Annotated in this window: 20 protein-coding genes; 14 read left to right on the top strand and 6 right to left on the bottom strand. The window is 53.5% G+C overall.

Annotated elements, in window-relative coordinates:
* The first annotated feature begins 20 nt into the window (after positions 1 to 20).
* Positions 21 to 920 (top strand): SDR family NAD(P)-dependent oxidoreductase, encoded by a 900-nt coding sequence (locus tag AB1E33_RS25885; protein WP_372580118.1) that lies wholly within the window; start codon positions 21 to 23, stop codon positions 918 to 920.
* 553 nt (positions 921 to 1,473) lie between these two features.
* On the opposite strand, the gene AB1E33_RS25890 is transcribed toward AB1E33_RS25885, so the two are convergent.
* From AB1E33_RS25890 to AB1E33_RS25905, 4 genes are all read right to left on the bottom strand, one after another.
* Positions 1,474 to 1,854, bottom strand: a complete 381-nt coding sequence (locus AB1E33_RS25890) for a phosphomannose isomerase type II C-terminal cupin domain (RefSeq protein ID WP_372580119.1) — start codon at positions 1,852 to 1,854, stop codon at positions 1,474 to 1,476.
* A 3-nt stretch (positions 1,855 to 1,857) separates the two neighbouring features.
* Entirely contained in the window at positions 1,858 to 2,919 is a 1,062-nt protein-coding gene (locus AB1E33_RS25895) for an ABC transporter ATP-binding protein (protein ID WP_372580120.1), read from the bottom strand.
* A gap of 24 nt (positions 2,920 to 2,943) precedes the next feature.
* Positions 2,944 to 5,112: an ABC transporter permease gene (locus tag AB1E33_RS25900; RefSeq protein ID WP_372580121.1), complete on the bottom strand. Its 2,169-nt coding sequence runs from the start codon at positions 5,110 to 5,112 to the stop codon at positions 2,944 to 2,946.
* 92 nt (positions 5,113 to 5,204) lie between these two features.
* Positions 5,205 to 6,233 (bottom strand): ABC transporter substrate-binding protein, encoded by a 1,029-nt coding sequence (locus tag AB1E33_RS25905; RefSeq protein ID WP_372580122.1) that lies wholly within the window; start codon positions 6,231 to 6,233, stop codon positions 5,205 to 5,207.
* 246 nt (positions 6,234 to 6,479) lie between these two features.
* On the opposite strand from AB1E33_RS25905, the gene AB1E33_RS25910 reads away from it, so the two are divergent.
* Positions 6,480 to 7,208 carry a response regulator gene (locus AB1E33_RS25910; protein ID WP_372580123.1) on the top strand — a complete coding sequence of 243 codons (729 nt, stop codon included), beginning with the start codon at positions 6,480 to 6,482 and terminating at the stop codon, positions 7,206 to 7,208.
* The gene (locus AB1E33_RS25915; RefSeq protein ID WP_372580124.1) at positions 7,205 to 9,739 is read left to right on the top strand and encodes an ATP-binding protein; all 2,535 of its coding nucleotides are present in this window, start codon (positions 7,205 to 7,207) and stop codon (positions 9,737 to 9,739) included. Before AB1E33_RS25910 ends, AB1E33_RS25915 begins: the two co-directional genes overlap by 4 nt.
* Positions 9,740 to 9,978: 239 nt before the next feature.
* Here the strand turns inward: AB1E33_RS25915 and AB1E33_RS25920 are convergent, their stop codons facing one another.
* Positions 9,979 to 10,170 carry a helix-turn-helix domain-containing protein gene (locus tag AB1E33_RS25920; RefSeq protein ID WP_372580125.1) on the bottom strand — a complete coding sequence of 64 codons (192 nt, stop codon included), beginning with the start codon at positions 10,168 to 10,170 and terminating at the stop codon, positions 9,979 to 9,981.
* 576 nt (positions 10,171 to 10,746) lie between these two features.
* Between AB1E33_RS25920 and AB1E33_RS25925 the strand changes: the two genes are divergently transcribed.
* Genes AB1E33_RS25925 through AB1E33_RS25940 form a run of 4 tightly spaced genes read left to right on the top strand, consistent with a single transcriptional unit; the run spans position 10,747 to position 12,768 of the window.
* Positions 10,747 to 11,142 carry a hypothetical protein gene (locus tag AB1E33_RS25925; protein WP_372580126.1) on the top strand — a complete coding sequence of 132 codons (396 nt, stop codon included), beginning with the start codon at positions 10,747 to 10,749 and terminating at the stop codon, positions 11,140 to 11,142.
* A complete protein-coding gene (locus tag AB1E33_RS25930; RefSeq protein WP_372580127.1) occupies positions 11,143 to 11,421 on the top strand; it encodes a hypothetical protein in 279 nt (92 codons plus the stop codon).
* A gap of 1 nt (position 11,422) precedes the next feature.
* The gene (locus tag AB1E33_RS25935) at positions 11,423 to 12,553 is read left to right on the top strand and encodes a WD40 repeat domain-containing protein (protein ID WP_372580128.1); all 1,131 of its coding nucleotides are present in this window, start codon (positions 11,423 to 11,425) and stop codon (positions 12,551 to 12,553) included.
* A gap of 35 nt (positions 12,554 to 12,588) precedes the next feature.
* A complete protein-coding gene (locus AB1E33_RS25940) occupies positions 12,589 to 12,768 on the top strand; it encodes a hypothetical protein (protein WP_372580129.1) in 180 nt (59 codons plus the stop codon).
* On the opposite strand, the gene AB1E33_RS25945 is transcribed toward AB1E33_RS25940, so the two are convergent.
* Positions 12,765 to 13,751, bottom strand: coding sequence for a hypothetical protein (locus tag AB1E33_RS25945; RefSeq protein WP_372580130.1), 987 nt, complete (start codon positions 13,749 to 13,751; stop codon positions 12,765 to 12,767). The genes AB1E33_RS25940 and AB1E33_RS25945 overlap by 4 nt on opposite strands.
* A gap of 107 nt (positions 13,752 to 13,858) precedes the next feature.
* Here AB1E33_RS25945 and rpoN point away from each other — a divergent pair, with 107 nt between their 5' ends.
* The 7 genes from rpoN (at position 13,859) to AB1E33_RS25980 (ending at position 21,800) form a co-directional block, all read left to right on the top strand.
* The gene (gene rpoN, locus AB1E33_RS25950; protein WP_372580131.1) at positions 13,859 to 15,163 is read left to right on the top strand and encodes an RNA polymerase factor sigma-54; all 1,305 of its coding nucleotides are present in this window, start codon (positions 13,859 to 13,861) and stop codon (positions 15,161 to 15,163) included.
* 160 nt (positions 15,164 to 15,323) lie between these two features.
* Positions 15,324 to 15,869 carry a GNAT family N-acetyltransferase gene (locus AB1E33_RS25955; RefSeq protein WP_372580132.1) on the top strand — a complete coding sequence of 182 codons (546 nt, stop codon included), beginning with the start codon at positions 15,324 to 15,326 and terminating at the stop codon, positions 15,867 to 15,869.
* Positions 15,870 to 16,371: 502 nt separating this feature from the next.
* The gene (locus tag AB1E33_RS25960) at positions 16,372 to 18,036 is read left to right on the top strand and encodes an aromatic/alkene/methane monooxygenase hydroxylase/oxygenase subunit alpha (RefSeq protein WP_372580133.1); all 1,665 of its coding nucleotides are present in this window, start codon (positions 16,372 to 16,374) and stop codon (positions 18,034 to 18,036) included.
* An 83-nt stretch (positions 18,037 to 18,119) separates the two neighbouring features.
* On the top strand, positions 18,120 to 19,178 hold the full coding sequence (locus AB1E33_RS25965; protein ID WP_372580134.1) for an NADH:ubiquinone reductase (Na(+)-transporting) subunit F: 1,059 nt from the start codon (positions 18,120 to 18,122) through the stop codon (positions 19,176 to 19,178).
* A 54-nt stretch (positions 19,179 to 19,232) separates the two neighbouring features.
* Positions 19,233 to 20,297, top strand: a complete 1,065-nt coding sequence (locus tag AB1E33_RS25970; RefSeq protein ID WP_372580135.1) for an aromatic/alkene monooxygenase hydroxylase subunit beta — start codon at positions 19,233 to 19,235, stop codon at positions 20,295 to 20,297.
* An 18-nt stretch (positions 20,298 to 20,315) separates the two neighbouring features.
* Entirely contained in the window at positions 20,316 to 20,687 is a 372-nt protein-coding gene (locus AB1E33_RS25975; protein ID WP_372580136.1) for an MmoB/DmpM family protein, read from the top strand.
* 87 nt (positions 20,688 to 20,774) lie between these two features.
* Complete coding sequence (locus tag AB1E33_RS25980; RefSeq protein WP_372580137.1) at positions 20,775 to 21,800, top strand: amidohydrolase family protein; 1,026 nt, start codon at positions 20,775 to 20,777, stop codon at positions 21,798 to 21,800.
* The last annotated feature ends 3 nt before the right edge of the window (positions 21,801 to 21,803 follow it).

Here is a 21,803-nt window from a genome sequence, read left to right on the forward strand (position 1 = left end):
AGATTTCCAAGGAAACCGAAATGACTCTTGATTTGACACCCTACCGTGCAGCCCGTGGAATGGTCCCCCGCATGTTCAGATGTATGTATCGCCAACAGTCACGCACGCGGGCGTGTCCCGATCTTCCGCGACTGGATGGCAAAACCATCCTTGTCACTGGTGGCACTGCTGGCGTCGGCGAGTTTATCTCGCACGGAGCGCTTGCACGGGGGGCAAAAGTCATCTCCATGTCGCGTGGTGTGTCCGAAGGCACGGGTGGTCTGGCCGAGGTTCAGGAGATCAGATGCGACCTATCGGACTTGTCCTCGGTGCGGGAGGCAGTAGATGAGTTGAACGACCAGAAGATTGATATCCTGATCTGCAATGCCGGTGTTGCGCTGCGCGAACATAAGATGGCTGCCAACAATATCGAGATGACCTATGCGATCAATGTTCTCGGGCATCACCTGCTTTACCGCCTACTCACGAAGCGTGGCCTATTTGGTGACGCTCCGCGCATCGTTATGACAACCGGAGATGCCTATGTCGCCGCCAAGGAATGCGAGGCAAACCCGGCGAAATTCAGCATGCCGCAGGTTTACGGTGGCAGCAAGCTGGGCAATCTGTGGCAGGCGTTTGGGCTGTCAAAGCGCTTTCCGGAAATCCACGCAACCGCTGTTCACCCAGGCGCGATAATGAGTGGCCTTGGTGGCCAACAGCCCACCGGGCTTGCGCTTTGGTTGCTCAAAAGAATGGCCATCAATGAAGAACAAGGTGCACAGGCATCACTGATCGCCGCGACGCAGGATCTGCCAAGCGGTGCCTACTGGCACAATGTTTGCGGGATGATGGAGCTCCCTGAACGGGATGCCGGCCTGGATGTCAAGAAAGCCGCGGCTTTGTGGGACCAGCTTGAAGCCTTCTGCGCGGATTATCTTTGAATGGCGGCTATGACACGTAGGAGTCTCAGCCTTTTCTTCTAGGCGCTTGTGCTGGCCATATTTGCTTTCGGAGCGTTGTTTGTCTGGCCAGAACACCGAAACAACTTGGGAGCATGCCGCATGTGTCCCGCGATTTGTGAAATTGCGACCATAACTTCGCTGCGCTCAGCATTACCAGCAATTCTCACTGCAGTAGAGTGGCAAGGGACATCGCGCATCCGCAGGAGTTTTCGTGCTGCGAGCGCACGAAGCGAAGTATCGACAGGTTGGTGTGGGATCTCTGTCCTCTATTGCCGCAAGATTTGCGAATATACGGTTTGGCAGGATCGGCCGATCGCTGCCCGTGATCGAGCTAGAAAGACGCAAACAAAAACTGACCTTCAGCATTGCGGGTTTGACGACCGATAACGGCGCAAATGGGCCTTTACAGGGAGCTTTCAAACTCGTGAGCCGGTGATTGTATGCGTGGCGTTTGCGATTCTGTGCTGCAGTCGCCAATTTCATGATCGCTGCAGTTTCCAGGCTGGCGTGACCGCGCTGAAGTCTCCCTGATTCAACGCTGATAGTCATCCTCGACCCGCACGATATCCATTTCTTCCAGACGATCCCCGAACTGGACTTCGACGAAAACTAGCTTCTGGTCGTCGTCACTCTCGATGCGATGTTTTGTCTCGCGCGGGACATAGACATGGCTGCCTGGCTCAACGCGTAGGGTGTCGCCTCCGATGGTGACGATACCTCTGCCAGCCACCACGACCCAATGTTCGGATCTGTGGTTGTGATACTGAAGTGAAAGCCTTTGGCCGGGATCAACCTCAATCGTCTTGAGGGTGAAGTTTGGTGTTGCTTCGACGACCTTCCAACGGCCCCATGGGCGCACATCGGATTGTCCAACAAGATAGTCTGTCTCGGGGCTCTTCTCTGATTGGGTCATCGTCTAGGCCGCTACAAGACGGGCTTGATTGGCGTCAAATCGAACAGTGACTGAATCACCTTGAGCAAACGGCTTATCGACCACGCCACTGATAACGAAGAGATCACCGAGCGGGCTCTCAACCGTGTATTGAACTTCTTTGCCCAGATAAGACGCGTAGCTGATTTCACCTTTGATGCCGGGCTGGTTGGGGGAGTGCAGGTGAAGATGATGGGGTCGCAAGACCATTTTCGCAGCCCCTTTGCTTAGACACCCAGCGGGCACCTGATAGGTCAGGCCATCCATCTGGACCGAGGCCAGACCATTGGCCACAACTTTGATTTCACATGCGGCTAGGTTGGCATCGCCGATGAAGTCGGCGATGAATTCGGATTTAGGTGCCTCATAAAGATCGCTTGGCGTTCCTTCTTGCGCGATTTCGGCGTTCTTCATCACGATGATCCGGTCGGAAACGGCCATGGCCTCTTCTTGGTCATGGGTTACGTAGACGGCTGTTAGGCCAAGCCGCTGCTGAATCAGGCGAATTTCTTCACGCACATGTCGGCGGAGTTTGGCATCAAGATTTGAGAGCGGCTCGTCTAACAAAAGAACCTCAGGTTCCAATACAATCGCACGAGCAACCGCCACGCGCTGCTGCTGACCGCCGGAAAGTTCACTGGGCAACCGGTCCCCGAAGCCTGACAAGCCAACAAGTTCTAATCCGTGATCCGCCTTCTGGTGCGCTTCAGCTTTGGGCACCGATTTGACGGTCAGGCCATAGGCGACGTTCTGGCGCACCGTCATATGTGGGAACAGCGCATAGGATTGAAATACCATCGAGACTTTGCGGTAGGTCGCAGACAGATGGGTGACATCTTCGCCGCCGATCCAGATTTTCCCTTCCGTCGCCATCTCAAGCCCCGCGACCAGCCGAAGCGTCGTGGTTTTTCCGCAACCGCTGGGCCCCAGCAGCGTCACAAGTTGACCCGGATCAAGCTTGAGATCGAGATGTTTGAGTGCGGTTACCGTACCATATTTCTTAACAACTCCATCGAAATGGACGGCACCGGGCGTAGGTGATGTCATGTTAGTCTCCTTGATCAGCCAACATTAGGCCGGTTGTTGAACGCGATCCGTCCGACGCAAACGCCGTGCCCCGATCAATACTTGTAGCAATAGGATGGCAGCCAGCATCGTGATGATGAGAACTGTGGAATACGCAATCGCGATGCCGAATTCTCCATTCTCCACCCGCCCAACGATAAAGGACGTGGCCATGTTGTGCTTGGCACTGACCAGAAAGATTACTGCGCTGACAGAAGTGATTGCCCGCACGAAACTATAAGTCAAAGCAGCCAGAATGGCTGGACCCATCAGCGGCAGAATTACCCGACGCATTGTTGTGAAACTGTTGGCGCCGAGTGTGACTGATGCCTCGTCCAGACTGTTATCCAATTGGGACATCGCTGCGATCCCGCCGCGCACGCCTACCGGCATGTTGCGGAACACAAAGACGATAATCAGAATGATCGACGTGCCGGTCAGCTCAATAGGCGGGAAGTTGAAGGCCATGATGTAACTGACACCAATAACTGTGCCGGGAATTGCAAAGCTAAGCATCGTTGAAAACTCGAACGCATCCTTTCCCACGAATTTCTGGCGGACCAGCAAATAGGCGGTGGACAGGCCAACCAACGCGGTGAGAGGTGCCGCGATTGTCGAGATTGTGAGCGTGGTAAAAAAACTGTCCCAAGCGACGCCTGAGAACCGCCAGCCATTGGAAAAGTCTACTCCAAAGGCGCGCACATAGTGGGCGAAGGTGAAGGTATGATCATAGCCCCAAAGCTTCACGAAGCTGCCGAAGACGATCATGGAATAGACGATTGCTGTCAGTGCAGCCCAAGGCAGAGCGGTCGCATAGCAAGCGGTCCGCACCATTGGGCTGAGAGCCGCATTCTGACCGGAATCTGCTTTGCCTGTGATCGTCGCGTAGGATTTCTTTCCAACCCATTGGCGCTGAAGCAGAAATGCAGAAAGCGTCAGTGTCAGCAGCGCAATCGCCAAGATGGCCGCTTTGGCGGGGTCGGCGACCGAACCAACGATGGCGAAATAAATCTCGGTTGAAAGGACGCCGAAGTTGCCGCCCAGAACCAAGGGGTTGCCGAAATCCGCCAAACTTTCGATGAAGCCCAGAAGGAAGGCATTGGCCAATCCGGGACGCATCAACGGCAAAGAGACATATCGAAACGTTTGCCATCGATCGGCGTCAAGGGTCTGGGAGGCTTCCTCCATCGATGGGCTGACACCTTGGACAACACCAATCAAAACGAGAAAGGCGATCGGCGTGAAGGATAGAAGCTGCGCGAAATAGACCCCCCAGAAGCCGTAGAGCCAGCGGGTCTTTTCTGTGCCGAACAGATCGGCGGCCAGTTCGGTGACGGTGCCGTTGCGGCCAAAGAGCAGGATAAGCGCCAGTCCGATCACGAAGGGCGGTGTGATAATCGGGATGACGGTGAGAAGCCGCAGGAGTTTCTTGGCCCGGAAATCGGTCCGGGTGAAGATCAGTGCAAAAGCAAGACCCAGCAAAGTGGTCCCGGCCCCCGTTAATGTTGCCAGAAACAGCGAATTTATGGCCGTGCCGCAGGATGCAGAACTGATCAGGCAGCCCAACCCCCAAAGGTCATTGTCGAAAAAGCGGGGAAAGAACTCGGTCAGTGAATAGCCACCTTTGACCTCGAAGGCGCGGACGAGGATGTGAAACACCGGATAGAAAACAAACACACCGACCAGGGCGATGATAAGACCAATCACGCTGACGACAAATGCGTCGCCACGACCTTTCCCGGTCTGGGATAGCGACACGGTCAGAACGAACAAAAGTGCGATCAGTGTGACCCCAGCCCCCACGCCGAATCCCGGCTGACCGTTGTTCACAATTTCACCTGTCAACAAGGACTGAAATACACGTGGTCCAGACCGAACGACCACCAGACCTTGTAGCGCCGTCAGAAACAGTCCTGTAGCCGCGATCCAGAGTGTCAGTTTCGAACGATTGACCGGGGAGTTGATTGTCAATTGAACACACGCTGCAGCCACCCCGGACAGAAGCGGCGCAAGAAGCCACCAATGCCCCGCCTTTAGAATTAACAAGAGACCGGTTGAAGGGGCTTCGTCCCGTATCCATTCAAATGAGGTAAGACCTTTGTCCGTCATGTACCAGGGAAGCAGGGTGAATCCCACCAACCCGAAAATCAGCCAGATTGCTATCATTCGTTTCATGTCGCGCCCAGATCTAGAGGATGCGACGCCCGGCATCGGGCGCCGCGGGGAGGATCTGCTCACCAGAAAAATGCCGGCGATTCAGATCATACTCACTGTTGTGGATTAGGGTCGCCGACTTCTGTATCCCAGCGCTCCAACAGACGAGCACGGGTGTCGCTCGCACCGTAGGTGGCAAAGTCGTAGTCGATCAATTTAATCGAAGCGAGATCGGGCGCCTCTGGGGGCATAACCGAATTGGAGTTCGACGGTACCTGGTACGATCCAACCTGTGCGGCCAAGGCCTGAACTTCAGGGGTGAGAACGAACTCAACCCAATTTTGAGCAGCCTCAAAATTGCGGGCGCCTTCGATGACACTGACAGCGCCAACCTCGTATCCCGTTCCTTCGCAGGGAGCGACAGTGACAATCGGAAATCCGGCTACGGTTTGCTGGACCATCCCGTGCATAAACGAAATCGAAACACCTGTCTCACCGCGCGCGGCCGCCTTTGTCGGGGCTGATCCGGATTTCGTGTAGGAATTCACGTTTTTACCGATTTCGCCCAGAAGACGAAATCCGTCGTCTTCGCCAAACAGTTGAACGAAGGTCGCCAGTTCGGTGTAGGCGGTACCTGAGCTGTTTGGATTTGCCACCTGAACTTCGCCAGCAAATCGTGGATCTGCCAGATCGGCCCAACATTCCGGCGGTGCGATGCCTTTTTCCTCAAGAATTTCGGAATTGTAACCAATGCCGAGTGCACCCGCGTAGATTCCGATAGCGCGGCCATTGGTGATGTCAGCCATGTTGCGTGCCCAACCAAGAAGCTCTGACGTGTCGGCTCCAGAGGGCTGGGTCAACCCTTCTTCGGCAGCGATAATATGAGGATCACCTGTTCCAGCGTACCAGACGTCAATTTTTGGGTTACCCGCTTCTGCACGAACTTGAGCAAGCGTTTCGCCGGTAGATTTGCGAACCATCAATACATCAATTCCGGTTTCCGCCTCGAAGGTCTGTGCAACAAGATCGCAATGATCCTGCTCAGAACTACAGACAACGTTCAACTCTTCCGCGTGCACGGTGCTTCCCATGGCGGATGTCGCTAATAGGATCGCGGCAGAGATAACATTCGTTTTCTTCATTTGGTTTCCTCCCAAAAAATGCCGTTTCTGGCGTGCGTCAAGTGGCGCCTTGCCAGTGAGAGGAAGCTATTCCGATTCAGAGCGAAACCTCAGACGTGCTCAATTAACAATGCTACACGCGGACTGGATTCAGGTTAACACTATTACAGCGAAGGGCTGATCTTGTAACTTTCGTAACGCAAATCAGACAGACGTGCGCAACCTTCCTGTCTAAACTGGGGTCATACTACGAGGGAAATCGACAGAATGAACCGCCCAAGGGTTGGAATCGTTGATGATGAGGTGGGGGTCAGAGAGGCCCTTGCGGCGCTTCTCAGCGACAACGAGTTCGACCCTGTTCCGATGACAAGCAGCGCTGATTTTGACGCACTTGGCACGCCGCCGAATTTGGATCTGGTTTTGATTGACCTCAAGTTGCGTGGAGAATCCGGACTGTCACTGGCGCAAAAAATCAGAAACACCCAAGACCTACCCATTGTCATGCTGACCGGTGCTGGCGACGAGACCGACAAGATTGTCGGCCTGGAAGTCGGTGCCGATGATTACCTGTTGAAACCATTTAACCCGCGCGAGTTGATCGCGCGCATCCGTGCGGTTCTGCGCCGTTACAATGTCACTCAGGCTGCTCAGCCCGATGGGCCCGAAAACGAAGATCATGTTAGCTTTGGGCACCTTGTTGTTGACCGGATCCAGCGGACCGTCAGCACGAAGGACGGTACAGAGATAGCCCTGACCAACGCCGAATACCGATTGTTGGACTACTTTTTACAACGTCCCAACAAGATTATTCCGCGCGTGGAGCTTCTTGCCGAGATTGGAAGTGATCTGACGCGCTATATGGATCGCACGATTGACGTGTTAATTCTGCGGCTACGCAGAAAGATCGAAGAAAACCCCTCCAAACCGATTCACCTCCAGACCCGCCGAGGGCAGGGCTACATCTTTGTTACAGGCATACCGAGCCGGACCACATGAGATGGCTTCCGCTTCAAAGTGTCAGAGCGCGGCTGTGGGCCGCGCTGCTGCTTTTGTCGCTGGCAGTCATCGTGATCAGCGCAGTGACGTGGTTTTCGTTGGAACGTGTGGACAAGCGGCTTCAGGAGCTGCATCGCCAAACACTTAGTCAGGTTGCGCAGGCGCTTGAGTTGTCAAAAAGATCAACTGATCTGGCGACCTCTGCCCCATATTTACTCAACCAGCGGTCCAACTTTCTGATTAATCAGGAAGGTCAGAAGCTGATAGAGGCGCTAGATGAGGTCCGCGTCGAATGGCCGACGTTTGAATTTGGGTCCAGCGACGCAGGAAATCATGCCGTTGCAGATGCCACCGAACAGCTGACTGCAGGTGTAACCGATCTGATTGCTGCATCTTCCGCATTGGATTCGATCCAGGCAGAGCTACGCTCACTTGTTGCCAGCCTTGGCGACCTGCGGGAACGCGCCGCCGCAAAGATCGCCAATCCGGCTGTCGATGACCAGGAGCGATTGACCTGGTGGGCTTTGCAAAGCATGACGTCGGATGCTCTCAACGCAGTATTCGCCGGAAACCTGATCGGAGTGGGGGAAGAGCATCGCTCTTATCTTGGCCAACGTCGAAGTCTCAATACGCCGGAGCTAACCGAAGAACAGGTCACATTCCTGATCCAGCTTGACCGGATCGTTGACACGGAAACTGGCGTTTTTGAACTCCGCCGACAAGAGCTTTCCACAAATCTGAATGCTCAGAATGCTCTGTTTCGTATTCGGCACGATGCAAGCGAGATCAGCGCCTCGGCAAGTCAGTTTGCGGCCAACGCCGAACAATATCTTGCAGCAGAGCGTTCATCGTCCTCATCGACGATTCAATTGACCAAGCTGGTGGTCGCACTGATTGCTTTGGCAAGTCTGCTTCTGGCTCTGATTTCAGCCCTTTTTGTCTCGCGATATGTGACCAACAACATCGCTCTCGTTTCAACTGCGATGGTTCAGCTTGCGGGTGGCGACAGAAGCAGTCACCTGCCGCGCAAATTCACCAACCGAGACGAGATCGGTGACTTGTTCCGCTCGTTTCGCAGCTTTCGGGCAAACGCTTTGAGGCTAGACCGGTCTAACCGGCAGTTAAATCAGCAAAACACATTATTCCAGAAGGTGTTTACCAACATTTCGGACGGAATCGCCATTACCGACATGTCAGGCCGGATCACCGCGCAGAATCCGGCAATGGAGAGCATCCTGGAAATCGTGTTTGATGCAGGCACAAACGTGACCTTCGCTGAGTTGCTCGGCAAGGGGCGGTTTGGAAAAGCGGCAAAACTGGCAGGTCTGTCAGACGACCACCGTGGCCATTGCGAATTGTTTAGTGACGACGGCAAACTGATTGAGCTTCGGGCCAGCAGGCTACCTGATGATGGACGCGTTTGGCTTTGCGCTGATGTGACGGAGCGACGAAAACTGGCCGAACGTTTGGCACAAATTGATCGTGTTGAAACTCTGGGAAAAGTTGCGGGAGATACAGCGCATGACTTCGGCAATATCCTTTCCACGATCAACACACATGTTCATCTTCTTGATGCAAGAGGGGACGAAAGTTCAAAGGCCACGCTGGTCGCACTCAACAATGCGATCGAATTTGGGTCGTCTCTGACCCAGCGGCTACTCGCGTTTGCAAAGAAGCAGCATCTCGCTCCTGAACTCACAGAACTGAATGCGCTTGTCGCCGGCATGGTCGATCTTGTTGAGATTAGCCTCAAGCCGGAGGTGACGTTTCAGGTTCAGTATTCGGAAAACCCCATTCAGGTCCTTGTAGATCCGGGTCAGCTCGAAAGCTCGCTCCTGAACCTCGTGCTCAATGCCAATCAGGCCATTGATAGGTCGGGGCGGATTTCTCTCGAGCTGGGGGTTACCGCTGATCAATCGGCCTATATCCTAATCGAGGATACCGGCGCAGGCATGCCGCCCGATGTACTGAACAGAGTATTGGAACCGTTCTATACAACCAGAACAGACGATGGTGGAACAGGGTTGGGTTTGTCTATGGCTTACGGTTTTTTCCGCCAAACCGGCGGAGATCTTAGCGTTCTAAGCGAGGTAGGAAAGGGCACTCAGATCAATATAACACTGCCACTGGGTGCAACAACCAAGCAAACCATGCCAAACTTTCAGGGCAAGTCCGCGCTGCTTGTCGAGGACAGTATTGAGGCGCGTACACATGCACGGCGGCTTTTGGAAACATGTGGGATCACCGTCTCAGAGGCCGGAAATGGTCAGGATGCAAAGGCGCTTATGAACAACAGTGCATTCGATCTGATAGTTACAGATCTGGATCTCGGAGGCGGCATTGATGGTTGGGAACTAATGGACCATTTTCACAAGCGGTATCCAGATAAACCAGCTGTTGTGGTATCCGGTCGCCTTCCTGAACATCAAATGGCTCCGACAAGGAAAGGCTCGCAACTCCATTGTCTCTCGAAACCGCTTGAACCCAATGCGATTCATCTGGTTTTGGAGCAAGCCTTTGGAGACAGGTAAATTTTCCGTTCTCAGACTATGCCCGCTTTCCTCACTTTGCACCCGTTTGTGAGACCTGCAGCATTTGGTACTAAGGGCTCTCTCTCCTCTCTTGTCGTAAGATTCATGAATATCCGGTTTGGGATGATCGACCGTTCGCTGCGCAATGATCGAACTGGAACGATGCGGGACATCCCTGCTGTTGAAATTGCTTCGACCAATGTCTGCTGTCAATAAAGTCGCAACTGCCTTCCATGGTCTCAAGCAGCTCCCACATGTGCTCGTTGGGAGTGGTTCCATTGTCGCGGCGACTGCCCACACATGCGTTTGAACTCGCGGCTGAACTGAGACGGGCAGACGTAGCCCACATCCATCGCCGCTTCGTTCACCGTCATGCCCTGTTTGAACCTGCGATGGAACACAGCGCGGCTCATGCCCGCTCGGGTCGCCATATCATCAATAGATACTGCGCATCCGAAGCCCAGATTCGCCGCGGTATCGATGAGCCTTGCGCGACCGATTATGCCTATATCGTATCGTTGTTGCTCACTGGCAGGCCATCATGCCTCTCAAGACGGTGCGGTCAGAAAGTCGGTTAACCGCTACGGCATCGGGCGGAGCAGTAGTCGCTGTTGCGACGAGATAAATCGTAGACAGAGAGTGCATTTTTTTGACTTGATCATGAGTATCACTTTGATCGGGTAGGTTACATCAAGAATGCCGCCCGATTCGGTTTTCCGAAACGGCGCATCAGAGCCGGATTGCAGCCTTGTAAAACTATGAAACCCTTTCGGTTTACACTCCTGTAACGAAGTTTAACGAACCAAGGCTCTGGCCCAGGAAAACAACGAAAAATCGATTATCTTAGGGAGTTTATGTTTTCTGACGCCTGTGAGGTGTTATTCTTTTCGCCTCTGACAGTGAGCAACCGGGTTGGGGTCTGAAGCTGCCCTAGGCGAGGGGCTATGCTGATCCAAAGCCCACATCGGGAAGGCCACCGAAACTGCCTTCGGGAAAGGGGTCATGGAATGAAAGAACTGGGCCAGAACCGACCTGAAACAACAGATCTTAGAATGCGTGGCCGGCAATCAATTGGGGCGGCTGGATTCTGGGGCGCCTGGCAGGTTGTCCCAGATCGCCTCAACGTCATTTCGCATTCGAGCGTGGACATTTCTCAAAATGTCGTCGCGCAAGTCATCGGAAAGTTTCGCCAACTCTTCCTGCGCTCGAACAAAGGCGGCAGGGCCAGGGGTTTGGGCCGCATTTCTGGCCGCGCGTGTGACGGCGCTTTCGGCCCCGACCAGCTCCGAACTAGATTGCTCCAATGCGGAAAAAAATTGCAGGGTTGGGTCTTTCTTCAACTTCTGACGGGCCTCCTGCCAGCAGGTTTTGAGCGGATCAATCGATCCATAGAGGATTGTTGAATGCCCGGTCACTCCAACGATATCCCAGAGCTATTCGAAAAACGCATGCAAGTGATCGGCCGGATTTCGCAAGAAAATACAGAGTTACTGCGCCTTCTGCAACTCTCCGGCGGGCACGATATCTTGCGGATGAAAGATCCGAAACTTACGGAAGTGAACGATATCCAAAATTCTACCGAAACCGAGTTGGCAGCCTGTCAGTCACGCATTGATGACCTTGAGCTAGAGATGGCCAGGATCGACGAAGAGATTGAAACTGCGGCGGAAAAGGAGGACTAGAATGGTCGAGAACAGTTCATCAGGGCTTTCGTTGTTCAGCCTGCTCGCCCGGGATTGGACTCTGGAAGACGAGGTTACAGAAACAGTATTCAATCACGATGACACCGGCGTACTTTTCAGGTCGAGATCAGGAAAGCTAGCACTGGCATCGACAAAAGATGCCGAAAGCCCAAAAATCCGGACGCGCATGGACCTTGAAACCGGGCGCACGACGATCCGGCCCCGCGAAAACGCCGTATCTCCTCTCAGGATAGCTGAAGTCACCGCGCACACTGATTTGCCAGCCACAAGGTTCGGCACCCAGGGCTTTGCCGTTGTTGACTTGGATGGCGCGGTGCAGCAGGTCACCGGCGGGGGGAATGTCGTTTTACGGCTCAAGCCCGATAGCACCGGAGTGACGTCGCTATGCAGCAGCGTTTCGGGGAATGTCCTGGCGTTGGCCCGGCAAGGTCGGATTGTGCTCTATGATACCGATGACATGCAGGTTCAGGCCGAGATTGGTTTGGATCATCCCGTTACCTGTCAGGCGTACTCTGCCGATGCTCAGGCGCTGGCGGCTTGGGGTGGCAACACGCTTAGCGTGATCGACGTCCAATCCCCGACTGCCGCCCCGCAGGTTTTTGAATGCGGTGGCAACATCACCGAAATCAGCTGGCGAAAATCGGGAAGCCATCTGTCCTGTGCTTCGGCTGACAACAGCTTTTACGTTATCAACCGCACTACCGGAACCGCACAACGTGTCGAAGATTTTCCAACACCGGTTCGAAACACCGCCTTTAGCGAAACGGGCAATGCACTGGTTGCATCTGGGGCGTTTCGACTAGTTGGGTGGGATTGCAGTGATTTGCCTGAAAACGATCTGCCCGGAACACCGCTAACCACGGGCAAGGCCGGTTTTGTCGCGATCAGTGTAATAGCAGCCCATCCGGAGCGCAGTCTGGTGGCAAGCGGGTATGCCAATGGTCTGGTGACAATCGCCAGCATCGGCACCTCGCAGGAAATGATGCTCCATCATGAAAACGCGACCGAAGTGAGCAGCATCTGCTGGTCGAAAACCGGCGAGCATCTTGCGATCGGGTATACGTCGGGAAAGGTCGCAATCGTTACCTTCCCCGCGCAAATGTTTAAGTGACCCTGTCAAATCAAACAAAATCGAGGAGAGCCAATATGGCTGATAAACTGACCGCCGAGGAGTTGAGTAAAGACAAGTTCTTTATGCAGTTGTCCACGATTTCCGCCGAGATGATCGAAGAGCACGGCAAAGACTTTGCTACCGGGGCGCTGATCATGGCCGCGCAATGGATCGCGCAAGGAAAGGCGGGTGCCCAGAACCAGACCGAACACTAGTGTAGCTGTTGTGAAAGGGGTGCGCTTTGAGCCTCACTGTTTGTCAGCGTCCAGCGCAGCTGATCAACGGTGATTTCGGAGATGCGCGCCGTGAGACAACCCAAACCTTCATCAGTTGCTGACGGATTTTGCTGATGAATGCTTTCCAGATCTTCACCAAAACTTTTCGTCAAACCATGAGAGTAGGCACACATCTCTTGCAGCCGCAGAGTCACAAAATAAAGGCAATCGCAGCCGTCGTGGAGCCGTCCTTGCGGGTGTTTGGCGTCTGCCGATCTCGGCGATCTGAACGACGTGTGCACCGCTGTGCCAAGGATTGCTTTCACGTTCTTGCGCCATGCCGCGTATTCTCCGCTCTGGTCGAATTCCAGGCCAGAGCGATAGAGCTGTTCGCTTACCGCCTTGAAAGCACGCCCCCCAGCAATATGGCGGCGCCAGAACTCATTGGCCTCTTCGATTGTGGAGCATTCAATAAACCGTGCGGCCAGTTTGGGCCGGGAAACAAACGCCAAAGCCATATCAATATCTTCGGAAATTGTGCGTGCGATTTGCATCGACGGTGTCGGCAATTCGGTCAGGAACAACAGCCTGAACGCATCGAGTTGTTCAATCATCCGAAATGTCAGGGCGTGCAGTGCGCGCCATTGTGGGGTGGTCAGCCGGGTAAGGGACATGTCGATTGCGATTGCGGCGGTGGCGTTCAGCGATGCCACCCAGATTGCAGCCTGCTCGAACATAAAGAACTGGTCGACCGGACCGCTGTTTTCTTCAAAGTTCGGCCAGCCAACCGTGCCGAGTCCTCTAAAACGACCAATCGTGTCGCGCCACACAGTGTCCAGGTCCAGCCCACGCGCCGACCACATTTGTCGGGTGCGAGCCATGAGTTGCGGAGACACGCCGGGATAGTTGGCCTCAAATGGCATAGGGGTCGAAGAGGCAAAACGAGTAGCCATGGCGCGGTTGATCCTGTTGCGATGTTCCAAGACTATCAGCGATCAGGGGTCCGGCAATGCCTGAAATACCCAAATTGCGGGATTGAGCATGAGAAAGCCAATTTCGCGTTGCCAGAAATCTGCACCTGGGGAACGCGATGAAAACAAGTTTTTCCCATTCGGTTCGACAGGGCAAAATGCTGAATCATGTGATGGTTCAAGCCGTCGGAATAATGCGGATGGATCGGGTGGAATTGAACGAATTTCTGGCACAGACCATTGAACGCAATCCTTTCGTCGAAATTGATCGCGGCGCACAGTTTTTGGGGACCCATTCAGACAACCGAGATACTCCGGAAGTGCCCAGCGACACCCAGATCAGTCTTTATCAAAACACGGCCGATCAATTTCCCCGGGTTTTCCGCTTGGGCCATGAAACGCGGATCGCTCTGGCGTTCCTTCAGGAAATTGAACCCAGCGGATGGTTGACCGTTCCTGTCGAACGTATTGCCAAGGATAACAGTTTTGACATTGAGGCGTGTCATAACGTCTTGGCGCGGTTGCAAACTTTGGAACCGGCAGGAATATTCGCGCGCGATCTAAAGGAATGTCTTCGACTTCAGGCGATAGAGCGAGACTTGCTTGACGATGTCATGGCAGCACTCATCGAGCACCTTGACCAACTGATGACCTGCAAATTGCCAGCCTTGGCGAGGCGGCTAAAAACCGATACGCAAAGTTTAGCTCGCCGAATTGATCAAATCCGCCGAATGGATCCAAAGCCCGGCAGCGTATTTGGGGTCGAAGAAGTGCGTCAAATCAGCAGCGATGTGGTGCTGAACGTTATCGATCAGGGGCTGAGCATTGAGCTGAATAGATCCAGCTATCCCACCATTCGTCTGTCACCCATCGCCGAGAGTTACGCGTCAGACAAGCCTTCACAAAACGGCGCGCTACATGAACTGTTCCACGAAGCTAGAGCGTTGCAAACTGCCGTTGAAACCCGGAATTCCACGACTTTGGATCTGGTCGCGGCAGTGTTTGCCCGCCAGCGTGATTTCTTGATCCACGGATACCCGGCTCTGACACCGATGCGCATGAGTGAAATAGCGGACGATATTGATGTCAGCGAGGCCACCGTTAGCCGGATATCGTCTGGATTATCAGTTCAATGTCCGCTTGGATCGATTGCGATGAAGTCGCTTTTCTGTAACCCGGTTTCATACTGTGATCAGCCACAAACCAAACATGTGGCACTGCAGATGATCCGAAAACTGATCGCCGGCGAAGATAAGGAATTACCACTCAATGACCGTAAGATCACGTGTTTGATGCAGAAATCCGGTCTTAGGGTGTCACGACGAACTGTCACAAAATACCGGCAATCTCTTGGGCTGGGTCCGCCTGCCACGCGCCGAAAGAAGGCAGAGCTTTCTCTTTTGTTGAATCAGGAGCGTGTTTAACCGCGTTTGGAACCTCAAGGTCACGTAGCCTAGAGCTTGACGCAAACCAGAACCGGGTTTTAGGCGCCAACTATCTGAGAAGGACGTTCCATGACAGACTTGGAAGAGCGCAGCTTAGCTGTTGAAGCTTACACCGCAAAAGGCATGCTTAGTGGTCAGGATGATTGACATATCAGGCTGCCAAAAAGCTGAGAATATCGGAGCCCGAGCCTGGAAGGAAAGAGCGGCGCTGAGACCCTTTTTCACGACAGACGAGGGGTTTGTTCTACACGCGCTTCAGGATCACGATCTGTTGCGCTGGCTTGCTGCATTGCCGATCCCGATCGATCAGTATGCTGGCCAGAAATACATGCGGTTTCTTGGCGATCCGGATGTTTGCGCACGCGTTCTATGCGTGGATGAAAGACCGTTGGGCCTTGTCAGCCTGGGAACAGAACTCTCATTCTGGATCAAGCGGGAATTTCGCGGCGAAGGTCTGGGTTTGTGGGCAGTGCGACGGTTCCTTGATGAACTGCCTGCAACAACCAAATCCGTGACTGCCTGCTGCATGCAGGACAACAAAACTGCGGCGGCGCTTCTGCTGAGGCTTGGTTTCGAGAATCCGGACAAGCCATTCCGACGGTTCTCATTTGCGCATGGGCACGCGGTTGATTTCCTGCGTTATCAATTGTGCCTTATCAAGGCGAATGCGGGACCAAAAACGTAACGCCGCAAAACTGTCGGATGCCTGTAACGGCGCCGCATGTGTAAAAGTGTAACGAAATGGAACACTTTTTGCTGACGGAAAAAATGCACGGCCGTTTCATCCTCAGCGGTTTTGAAAAATTCATACATCAGTATGAAAATTTAATCATTTAAAAACAGAATTTTACGATTAAATTCCGTATTTCTCGGTTTTTTCTTCTCTCACGCGCCCATTGTGGCACGGCAATTGCAACTACCAAGACATAACGCCGCGTTTCCGCAAATTCGGAAACCATCAAGAACGAAGGAACAGGGAGCGGACAACCGCAGTTAGATCGGAGGGGCTGGAATTGCCGCTCTGCAAAGCGGTGACCCATGCTTTCAAACCTTTGCCGTGACCCGACCGACAATGGCCCGTGGCTGTAATTACTATCGTGCGCGCCATGACTTTGTCGAACGAACTGGCAGCATCTGCTGCCTTCAACAGACCGATGGACCGGTCAGAGCTAAAGGAGTCTCATGGCATGGCGATTACGCTAAACAAAATAACGTCCCAGCGGGGGATATCGGTGGGAGCGGCCACCAAGAAAATTTCCGATCTTGGCTGGAACCCTACCTATGTGCAGGAAGCTAGCACCTTTCCGACCGACTACAAAATTACCAAAGCTCCTCGTGACCCTATGAAACAGGTGCTGCGGTCTTATTTTCCGATGGAAGAAGAAAAAGACAACCGGGTATATGGCGCTTTGGATGCGGCCCTTCGTGGCGACATGTTCCGAAATGTCGAGCCGCGTTGGATCGAATGGATGAAGCTGTTCCTTGCGATTATTCCCTTCCCGGAAATCTCGGCCGCCCGTTCGATGGCGATGGTTGCGCGTCTGGCTCCCGGTGAAGACCTGCGCACTGGTTTTACGATGCAGATGGTCGATGAATTCCGCCACTCCACGATTCAGATGAATCTGAAGAAGTGGTACATGGAAAACTACATCGACCCAGCGGGGTTTGACATCACGGAAGAAGCTTTCGGCAAATGCTACGCGACGACAATTGGACGTCAGTTTGGCGAAGGGTTCCTCACTGGTGATACGATGACGGCCGCATGCATGTACCTGACCGTCGTTGCGGAAACCGCATTCACCAACACGCTGTTCGTTGCGATGCCTTCTGAAGCCGCTCGTAACGGCGACTATGCGCTTCCGACCGTGTTCTTGTCAGTTCAATCGGACGAAAGCCGCCACATCGGTAATGGACACTCGTTGCTGATGGCCGCGCTGAAAGAGCCAGAGAACCATCTGCTGCTCGAACGCGACCTGCGCTATGCATTCTGGCAGAACCACGCCATCGTCGATGCGGCGATCGGTACTTTCATCGAATATGGCACAACCAATCGTGACAAGGAGAAAGAATCCTACGCGGAAATGTGGCATCGGTGGATTTTCGAAGACTACTACCGGACCTACATGCTGCCGCTCGAAAAATATGGCGTCAAAGTGCATCACGACGATGTGCAGGAAGCCTGGAAGCGGATAACGGAAAAGAACTATGTGCACAAAGTGGCTCAATTCTTCGCCGTTGGCTGGCCGGTTAATTTCTGGAGGATCGAAGCTCAGACCGAGAAGGATTTTGAGTGGTTCGAGCACAAGTACCCAGGATGGTATGCAGAATTCGGCGACTTCTGGAAGTGGTATGCCAAGCTGAGTGTTCCCGGCCAGAAGGTAATCACCTTCAATGAAGACGTCGGATACGTCTATCCGCATCGCTGCTGGTCGTGTCTGGTGCCGTGCCTGATCCGCGAAGACATGGTTGTTGATGAAATCGACGGTCAGTTGCACACCTTTGCGCATGAGTTGGATCGCTGGACAGCCGTAGAGGCATTCGCGGACGAGTATCAAGGTCGTCCAACGCCGGCCATGGGCAAGTTCTCGGGCAAGCGCGAATGGGAAACCGTCTATGATGGCTGGGATCTGGCGGATGCCATTACGGATCTCAACTTTGTCCGCGAAGACGGCAAAACTCTGGTTCCGCAACCGCATCTACGTTTCGACGACAAGGATATGTGGACGCTCGATCATGTGCGTGGCCACACCCTTGGTTCGCCGCTCAATGCGCTGCGGGGCATGTCGGATACAGACCGTGAGGCTCATCTGGCCGAGTACCGTGCCGGGTTCACGATCAATCCGTGCAACTAAGCCAATCGCAGGGGTCGGCAACGACCCCTGCACAAGGGTTTTCTGCAACCCGCAAAGCTTTAAAGCCACAGGAGCAATGGTAGATGAGTGACGTATACAACGTCCGACTAGAGCCGGTAGGCGTAGAGTTTGAGGTGGAAGAAGATGAAACCATCCTCGACGCCGCGTTCCGACAGGGCATTGCGCTGCCGCATGGCTGCAAGGAAGGTCAATGTTCGGCCTGCAAATGTGTTCAGTTGGACGGTGAGACCGAGTTACTGAAGTATTCGACATTTGCCCTCAACGATTTCGAACGCGATAGCGGGCAAATTCTGATGTGCCGCACTCTGGCCTACAGTGATGTCGAAATCGAGCTGTTGAACTATGACGAAGAAGTTCTTTCAAAATCCATTCCGGTCAAGGTGTTCGACGGTCGAATTGTCGATTTCCAAAAACTAACCCATGATATTCGCGGTGTTGAGATTGAAATCGATACACCGCTCAAGTTTTGGGCGGGTCAATATGTCGACATCACGGTTGCCCCCGAAAAAGGGAAGGCGATTACACGCTCGTTCTCCATGGCAAATTCGCCGAGCGAAGCCCAAAAACTCTCGTTCATCATCAAAAAATTCCCCGAAGGAAAGTTCTCAAACGAGCTCGACGCGGGAGGGATCAAAAAAGGTGCCGCGGTCACACTCAGAGGGCCCTACGGAACGTGTTTCCGACGCGAAGAGCGACAAGGACACGTGATTCTGGTTGGCGCCGGATCGGGCATGTCGCCGGTGTGGTCAATCCTGCACGACCAACTGGCCAGCGGAGAAGATCGGCCGATCATGTTCTTCTTTGGCGCGCGGACACAGGATGATCTGTTCAAGCTGGACGAGATTGCTGAAGTGACGGGGAAAAACCCGTCAGTCGAGTTTATCCCGGTACTCAGTCACGCCGATGATGACGACACCTGGACCGGTGAGCGCGGTTTTGTGCACGAATGCGTGGACACCCGCCTTAAGGAAATGGATCTCGACGGCGAGGGCGACGTTTACGCCTGTGGTCCGCCACCGATGATCGATGCCCTGACACCAGTGCTTTTCATGCATGACTTCGAATTGGAGCGCATTTTCTACGACAAATTCACACCGACTTCCGGTTCATCGGCCCACTGATTTTTTTGGGCTGATCGCTAGTCATGTGAATGAAACTAACCAAGGGAGGCTACAATGGTAGCTACATCAAGTTCTGTCGGTTCCGGTGCCGCGGGTGCCGCAACATTTGTCGGATCGAACAGCCGCAAATACAATTACTATGAGCCGCGGGGAAAGCGAGCGACGCATTACGAAGATGTCACTGTCGACGTGCAACCCGATCCCGAGCGCTACCTGATCCAGAACTGGATTATCGAGTTCGACGGCGGCAAAGGTGGTGGCGCTTACCAGAAGAACTTTACTGCGGCTCTCAGTTCGAATTGGCACGCCTTCCGAGCGCCTGACCAAGAATGGGAGCGCACCCATTACCAGCGTCAATCGAAGATCTGCACGATGGTCCAGGCAGTGATTGCGAACGCCCGCAAAGCGGGTGCGCACGCAGCATTCGACAAATCCTGGAACCGTATCCTGCAGGCTCATCTGGGCGCCTGGAAGCACGCCGAATTCGGTCTGGGCACATCGCTGATGCAAGCACAGCGCTATGGCTATACCCAGATGATCAACAACGCGACGTTGACCAACTCCTCTTACAAGCTGCGGCTTTCTCAGGACATCACCCTCTATCTTGCTGAAATTGGCATGGATATCGAAGGTTGGGATGATGAACTGGGCAAGAAAACCTGGCTGGAAGACCCGATGTGGCAGGCAACCCGCGAAGCCATTGAAACGATCATGGGTTCAGAGGACTATCTGGAGCAATATTTCGCGATCAACCTGATCTTTGAGCCACTGGTTGGCGAATTGTTCCGGTCCGGGTTCCTGATGCAGGCGGCAGCTGCAAATAACGACTTCATAACGCCACCTGTGATTTCGGCCGCCGAGGCCGACTACGAACGGAATTTGGCCAACACCATCGACTTAATGTACCTGTTGGTAAACGACGAAGAGCACGGTGCGCACAACAAGGCGCTGTTCCAGTCATGGGTCAAAAAGCATGGCACCCTGGCTGACAATGCGGCGTTGGGCCTGCAACCCATCTGGTCGCAACCTCACTCCAAACCTGTCTCGTTCGAAGATGTCAAAGCCGTCTCGAACGAACGTGTTGGTCAAATTCTGACCGAACTGGGACTCACCCGTTAATTCAGAGGAAAAACGCCAATGTCAAATGTAGCGCGTGACGCAACAAACACGAACATCTTCAAGTCGATGAAGGATATCAAATTCGAGCAAACCATTTCGCACCAGTGCGGCGTGACAATGAACGACTCCGTTGAGGCGAGAGCGATTGCTGAATTCATGAATGAAGACCCCAAAGTGACCATCACCCATAATCCGGCAACCATTCGCATCGATGGTGAAGGCAAGCTGACCTTCAAAATGGATGAGATCAGCGATTTTCTGGGTCGCGAAATGACGGCGGAAACCTTCGAGGTGAACACGTCAACTCATTACGGGCGGATGGTCCGTGTTGATGACAATACGGTGGTTCTGTTTGGCAACATGGATGATGTTCTCGAATTCGTTGAATAGCAGCCTCTCATCACGCTCCCGGGTCTAGCCCGGGGGTGCATTCAATTTTCAATGCCGAACAACCTCAACGACCTTAGGAGGAAAAAAATGTTTAAGACCAAATCCGGCAAGGAAATCTTCATAATCGATGGGCACACCCATTTCTGGGATGGCAGCCCGGAAAACCAAAGCAACGTTCATGGCAAACAGTTCATCGATTGCTTCTATGCCTATCACACCAACTTGAGTCCGCCCGAGCAATTGTGGGAAAAAGACCGGTTCGAAAAGTATTCCGAAGATGATGTCTATCGCGATCTCTTCATCGACGGTCCAGACGATATCGCAATCATCCAATCGACGTATCTTCGGGATTTCTACAAGAACGGTTTTTCCAGCATCGAGCGCAGCACATCGATGGCGTCCCGTCATCCTGAACGCTTTATCGTGAATGGATCTTTTGATCCGCGGGATGGTGAGAAGGCGTTGGAATACATCCACTACATGAAGGAAAACTTCGATATCCAAGGCGTTAAAATGTACACCGCCGAATGGAACGGAGACAGCAAAGGATGGGCGCTGAACGATCCGGCGGCTTACAGGTGTTTCGAGCTTTGCGACAAGCTAGGCATCAAGAACATTCATGTCCACAAAGGCCCAACCATCATACCCCTGAATAAAGACGCGTTTGACGTACACGACGTTGATCACGCAGCCACCGATTTCCAGAACCTGAACTGGATCATCGAACATTGCGGATTGCCGCGCCTGGATGATTTCTGCTGGATCGCGACGCAGGAAACCAATGTCTATGCCGGTCTCGCTGTTGCAATGCCGTTTATATTTTCCCGTCCGCGCTACTTTGGCGAGGTGATGGCGGAACTTCTTTGGTGGATCGGCGAAGACAAGATCCTGTTCGGGTCTGATTACGCCATCTGGACCCCGCAATGGCTGGTCGAGCAATTCTGGGAATATCAGATCCCCGAAGATATCTCCGCTGAACGCAGTGGTGTGCAACTGACCGATGAAATTAAGGAAAAGATCCTCGGTCTGAATGCCGCAGCACTTTACGATATTGATGTCGAAGCCAAGAAGAAACAGCTGAGCGGTACGCCTGTTCAGATAGCGGCGGAATGAGCG

This window comes from Ruegeria hyattellae (genome assembly GCF_041537925.1).
Taxonomy (GTDB): domain Bacteria; phylum Pseudomonadota; class Alphaproteobacteria; order Rhodobacterales; family Rhodobacteraceae; genus Ruegeria_C.